The sequence below is a fragment of the Limnochordia bacterium genome (assembly GCA_023230925.1).
In the GTDB taxonomy this organism is placed as follows: domain Bacteria; phylum Bacillota; class Limnochordia; order DUMW01; family DUMW01; genus JALNWK01.
This window is the reverse complement of the sequence record JALNWK010000006.1, coordinates 74,314-80,371: the sequence shown is the minus strand read 5'-3', so window position 1 is coordinate 80,371 and position 6,058 is coordinate 74,314. Positions and strand designations below refer to the sequence as shown.

General features: G+C 48.2%; 4 protein-coding genes, 2 tRNA genes and 1 other annotated feature. All 6 genes read right to left on the bottom strand.

What is annotated here, in order from left to right; all coding sequences use genetic code 11:
• Positions 1 to 124: 124 nt before the first annotated feature.
• The 6 genes from thrS to M0Q40_02270 all read right to left on the bottom strand — a co-directional run bounded on the left by thrS (position 125) and on the right by M0Q40_02270 (position 6,051).
• On the bottom strand, positions 125 to 2,044 hold the full coding sequence (thrS, locus tag M0Q40_02295; GenBank protein ID MCK9221445.1) for a threonine--tRNA ligase: 1,920 nt from the start codon (positions 2,042 to 2,044) through the stop codon (positions 125 to 127).
• Positions 2,045 to 2,084: 40 nt separating this feature from the next.
• Positions 2,085 to 2,307 (bottom strand) — a binding site (T-box leader).
• Positions 2,308 to 3,509: 1,202 nt separating this feature from the next.
• Positions 3,510 to 4,226, bottom strand: coding sequence for a hypothetical protein (locus tag M0Q40_02290; GenBank protein MCK9221444.1), 717 nt, complete (start codon positions 4,224 to 4,226; stop codon positions 3,510 to 3,512).
• A 39-nt stretch (positions 4,227 to 4,265) separates the two neighbouring features.
• Positions 4,266 to 4,862 (bottom strand): DUF445 family protein, encoded by a 597-nt coding sequence (locus M0Q40_02285; protein ID MCK9221443.1) that lies wholly within the window; start codon positions 4,860 to 4,862, stop codon positions 4,266 to 4,268.
• Between the two features lie 66 nt (positions 4,863 to 4,928).
• Positions 4,929 to 5,747 (bottom strand): putative sporulation protein YtxC, encoded by an 819-nt coding sequence (locus M0Q40_02280; GenBank protein ID MCK9221442.1) that lies wholly within the window; start codon positions 5,745 to 5,747, stop codon positions 4,929 to 4,931.
• Positions 5,748 to 5,894: 147 nt separating this feature from the next.
• Positions 5,895 to 5,970 (bottom strand) — tRNA-Val (locus M0Q40_02275).
• A 6-nt stretch (positions 5,971 to 5,976) separates the two neighbouring features.
• Positions 5,977 to 6,051, bottom strand: a tRNA-Cys gene (locus M0Q40_02270).
• Positions 6,052 to 6,058: the final 7 nt, after the last annotated feature.

Genomic DNA, 6,058 nt, shown 5'->3' with positions numbered 1-6,058 from the left:
CTGATCATATTTTTCTGCTATGCGAAAATGCCGTATTCATGGGATCGTCTTGGGGTAAACACATTTTTGCCCCAAGAGCAAATCCCGTTACAATGCCTACTTCCAAACATCGCAAATAGCTCGCCTATTCTGAGCGTCTAGTGACCAAAAGCTCCCCTTGCAGCTTAGCGATGAACTCAGTTAAAGACATGGTCCCTAGATCTCCTTGCCGTCGATGCCTCACCGAGACACAATTTCCGGTATGCTCCTTCTCGCCAAGGATGAGCATATAAGGTACCTGGTTTACCTGGGCATTGCGAATCTTGTAGCCAACTTTTTCGTCTCGCTCATCCACTTCAACATCAAAACCACACCGGGTTAACTCAGTAGCAATATTATTGGCATAGGCTAAGAAGTCTTGCCCAACGGGAATCACCTGTACTTGCACTGGGGCAAGCCACAGGGGGAACGCTCCGGCGAAGTGTTCAATCAGTATACCTATAAACCGCTCTAGGCTGCCGAAAACCACACGGTGTACCATAACCGGCCGATGCTTCTGACCGTCCTCACCAATATATGATAGATCAAATCGCTCCGGCATCAAGAAGTCTAGTTGTACGGTGCCACACTGCCAGGTACGGCCAAGACAATCCTCCAGATGGAAATCAATCTTTGGACCATAGAAGGCTCCATCACCTTCATTGATGACATAGGACATATTCTTCGCATTCAAGGCCGCCTGTAATGCCGCTGTGGCCCTTTCCCAAATCTCATCAGAGCCCATGGAATTCTCAGGACGGGTACTTAGTTCAACGTGGTAGTTAAACCCAAACACGTCCCTGTAGACGTAATCAACTAGCTCCATAACCTGGGTAATCTCCGATTCAATCTGTTCGGGGGTCATAAAAATATGAGCATCGTCCTGGGTGAAATTACGAACACGCATCAACCCATGGAGTACTCCTGACATTTCATGGCGATGAACCAAGCCAAGTTCCGCATAACGCAGGGGCAGTTCCTTGTATGAATGCATCTTCCGCCGATATACCAACAAGGAACCAGGACAGTTCATCGGTTTAATCGCGTATTTCTTCTCATCGATCACGGTAAAGTACATATTCTCCCGGTAATGATCGTAATGACCCGACTGACGCCATAGCTCTTCACTGAGGATAATCGGAGTCTGGATTTCCTGGTAGCCCCTTAGCTTGTGCTCCCGACGCCAGAAATCCTCTAGTTTCCTGCGAATCGCCATACCCCGGGGATGGAACAGGGGAAAACCCGGCCCTTCATCGCAGATACTAAATAGGTCCAGTTGCTTGCCTAATTTGCGATGGTCCCGTTTGGCTGCCTCCTCCAAACGATGGAGGTGCTCAGTAAGGTGCTTCTTTCGGAAAAACGCGGTCCCATAAATCCGCTGCAGCATGGGTCGATCAGAATCGCCCCGCCAGTAGGCACCGGCAGTGTTTAGCAGTTTGAAGGCAGGAAGCTTCCCTGTAGACAGAAGGTGCGGGCCACGACACAAATCCACAAATTCGCCCTGTTTGTAGAGGCTGATCACATCGCTATCCAGATCTTCAAGGAGCTCCACTTTGTACTCCTGATCATTTGCTTTGAAGAACTCTATGGCCTCATCAAGGGACATCTCCCTCCGCTCGATTGCTAGATCCGCGGCAATAATCCGTTCCATTTCCGCCTCTATTTCCACCAGCTCATTGGAACCCAATGACTCTTCCAGGTCAAAGTCATAGTAGAATCCATCGCTGATCGCAGGGCCAATCGCCAGTTTCGCTCCTGGATAAAGCCTTAAGACTGCCTGGGCCATAATATGGGCCGCAGTATGTCTTAGGATCTCCAACGCCTCGGCGTCATCGCTGGTAATAATACGGACCGTACTGTCTGCCTCCAGTGGATGATTCAGATCCACCAATACATCATCCACTACAGCCGCCACTGCCTTCCTCGCCAACCCAGGGGAGATGTCTACGGCAATCTCCAAAGGAAGAACTCCTTGGGGGTAATTCTTTTTGCTCTTGTCCGGTAACGTAATCTCTATCTGTGACAAATGAAACACTCCTTTCAAAACATCAAAAAACCCCTCGCCCGAAAGGGACGAGAGGTTAACCTCACGTGGTTCCACCCTAATTACTACATAACTTAGGTAGTCTCATTCCATGCGATAACGGTGCAACCGGCCCGGCTTACTATGAGTTCAGCCTGCAGTTCAGAGGGGGTCTTCGCCAAAGGAAGTGTTAGGGAGCTTTCAACCTACGGCTTCCCTTTTCTGTAAACCCTTTCCTTAGCTACTTTCCTCATCATCACTATTAAGTCTATGCCAAATATATTTGCTCCTTATTATATCCAATGGCATCGGTGGTGTCAACAGCCAAATCTGCTGAGCCATGCAATGTGCTTGATTCCCTAGTTTTGCAGCAACCCAATAAAGCCGTTCCAAATAAAGACTATCATACTATTGGTTGTGAGGACTACTCGTCAAGTTTTTTCGTTAGTTTGGCACCTTACTGGAGGCACACTTCTTGAAGCCCTTGCGGCATAATGCCTCCGGGGCACATTTCTTTCCCATATGTATGAGTAAGAAGTTGATGACTAGGTGTTCTAGGTCAGAGAGATACACGGATCCCTAGTGATGAGGTAGAGGTAAAGGAATGGATCGAGAGGCTTTATCTCCAAGTAGGAAATAAAGAGGGACTACCAGATTTTTATTTACTACAGTAGTGTAAAAACGGCCCCAGACGAAACCGTTCTTTATGAAAAGATTGGAAAAGGAGGTGAAGAACTCGAAAGACAGCAGGGTAAAACCACTAGGGGAAGCAAGAACCCTGCTATAATGTAGAAGTACAGCGGGGTAAGCTGATTTCCTATGAAAAGAATGATGAGGAAATTAACGAGGGTCTAAGTATTTGTGCCAACTAAATGTAGCGAAGCATACTCCAGAAGAGGCTATCAGACACTATCTCAGACGCGATGGGATTGAGAATCCTTATGAAAGTATGAAGAACCCTCTAAAGCTGTATCGGCTTCAAACACACACCGACACGTCCATGGACGGAAAATTATTCAGAAGATTTATCACACAGATCCTCTGGGCGGATATGATCTGCATTATGCAAAAACAAACAAAGAGGCCGGCCCCTACAGTGAAGGCCGTGTTAAATCGATGGAAAAGTATCCTATAGGATGGGAGATCAGCTTCTGGGTCCGCCAACAAAGACTCAAAGGGAAATTCTGTTGGCTTTTCGGAGTGATCCAGAAACATTCAGGATCAAAAACAAGGTGGCCCATAAACTTGAGGGAAATTCAGACTAAAAAGCAATCACAGAAGTACTTGGTGTTCATCTCAGCCATAAATATCCTAAACTAGGGGATCTTACAAAAATTCTAGAGGAACGAAAAAACCCTCAATATGTACAACTCATTGTAATACCAGAACCGACAAGTACTTGCTACACAAGCATCAGCGGCCTCTATTACTGTCGTTGCTGCAAAAGTCCCGTTCAACAACCAATCTACTATTCGCTAAGCAACATACTCCCCCACGCGTAGCTTTTGAGCCAGTGTTCCATACCCCCAAAGTATGACAAAGCCGACTTGCGGCTCCCCACCTCATTCATCTTCTCTAAAGTGATGTCACAGGTCATTTCCCGCTCGGGCAGCAAGGGGGAGCCTAGAACTACATTCAACGGTATGGTAGCCTCAATAATCCACCCCTCATTCCACGGTACCGTCACAACCTCCAAGAGTCGCGTTGTCTTGCGGGTGGAAAGATCCTCAATCACCGCCCCATCCCGCAAACTAGTGGCATAGGCAATACGACAACATACCTGTCCAGGCATAACCTTGTTTGAGCGACGTCCCCACGGGTCTAGGTAGATATTCAGCCGGGAATGCTTCGATATTTCCTCTTCCCAGATTCGGGCTGCCACGTAGAGATTCTTCTGATCCCACATAAACCACAACTGGGCACTACTAAACTGATTTGGAATAATGGCCTCGTTCGTCACCTTAGGTTCCCATACTCGAAAGCCCTGGAGCCAGCTAGGACTTGTACTACTCAAATACACAGGAGTAATATGTTGCCATTCCTTAAGCTCCCCATCAATGCTCGGTGCGCGCTTCGTATAGTAGGCCGGCAGAATTTGCGGCTGGAAATATTCCTGGGCAAAGGTCCCGTAGGTACACAAAACAAGTACGATCAAGCATCCAACCATAGAAAAGGACCACTTCAATACTGCTCACTCCTCCCATGAAGGCATAGCCATTAGCCGCTACTGGAGTAGGTACATCACTCCAGATTGTGCAAGTCCGATCAGTCCACCAAAGACCGCACCCCAAAACTCAATATACCTTAGCTCAGTACCCATGACAGAAATCGTCAATTTCTCCAACTCTCGGAGGTCGAATTGGACAATGGTCTCCTCAATAGTCCTGGATACGTTCACTTCCTCGTCAATGAACCGATTTACGTCGCCCATAACCTGAGGCAGCATGGACCGAAACTCCCTGTCCACCCCTTGGACAACCTCACCAACCAGATAGTTGCGTAGAGCCTGGGGCAGAAATTTGGGGAGTTTTTCCTCTAAGCGGCTCTGTACGTGGACAGCTAGAGTCTTGGACAGATGCTCCGCAGTGGAGCTATCGGTGAGAAGGCCAGTCAACTTATCCTGGGGCAGCAACTGTTGGGAAACAGTCTCCCCTACCACTTTGGCTAGTTCTTTTTGCCGACGGGGCAACAACCCCTGCAGTGATACGCTGCCAATGCGTATAGGCCGATAGGGGCGGAAAAGCATACAAATTGCTAACACGTTGGTAATCCAACCGATCACCGCACCAATCACAGGCATAATGACATAACCCCAATACACTCGGTCACCCCCGCACCTTGGCTTCATCATGTCCATATGATACCGCATCGGTGGAAAATGTACAACTTAGTCCTTTAGGCAGAGGGAACAGCCAGTGCAGTAACGTATTCTCTGGGAGAAAACTTCGCCGATGGTGCTAAAGATGGGATCTTCATCAGAATGAAGCACGATGGTGGAAGGGGACAGGGTTACTAATGCACTAAGCAACAGGTCCTCGGGGCTGGCACCATAATCGTTAGGTTCTAAGGACAAGCCGCATAGAAGACTGTTGTCTACTGGGCGCTGTTGGCTGTCCAACAGAACATAGCCACGGTTTTGTCGGACAATTTGCACTGTCTCAAGTCGGGGCTCCTGTACGTCAACGAAGAATCTAAGCAAACTGACAAATTCCTCATGTTCCTTCCGATCCTGGAAATTGCCCACGGCAATGTCAACACAATCCACTAGTTCTTCCCAGTAATCCGGAAGCCGAAATCTAACAAACCCATCCACATGTAGATAGACATGGTTGTTTAGGTAATCCAAAAGGGCAAAGATGATCCTCCTTTTGCGCCGGGGGTTTTGGGCAAGCAGTTGGGCTTCCGCGCAAATGCTTCCTTCCTCCACCCGGTCAAATCCCGTATAATGGCAGCGGAGGATGCGTCTGATATACTCTGCTTGAAGAATCTCCGTAATGATATCGGCAATGGTCTCCGCCAATTGGTACCGGCAGATTTCGGCCACACCGTTGGTTTTTAGGTAGCAACAGTAAAACACTGACTTTCCTAATTGCTGCTCACCGATATCTACACTGATCCCATCACCTTGTAGTACATCGCGAAATAGGTGTAGACGTTGTTGCACTCGAGAAATAGCTTTGCTTGTCCCTACCCTAGCAAGCTCCACAAGAATCGCTCCCTATTCTTGAAAGTACCGTATAGTATATGTGCGCGAACTAGGAGTTATGCGAGGATAGAGGATTCGGGGAACCAAGGTGAGACAGCAATTTGTGGGTAAAATAAAAAAAGTAGCTATTAAGCTACTGCATAAAAATGGTGGGGAAGCACGGGCTCGAACCGTGGACCTTCCGCACGTCAAGCGGATGCTCTCCCAGCTGAGCTACTCCCCCATTATTTGGAGGCGGCACCCAGATTCGAACTGGGGAATAAGGGTTTTGCAGACCCCTGCCTTACCACTTGGCTATGCCGCCATAGACA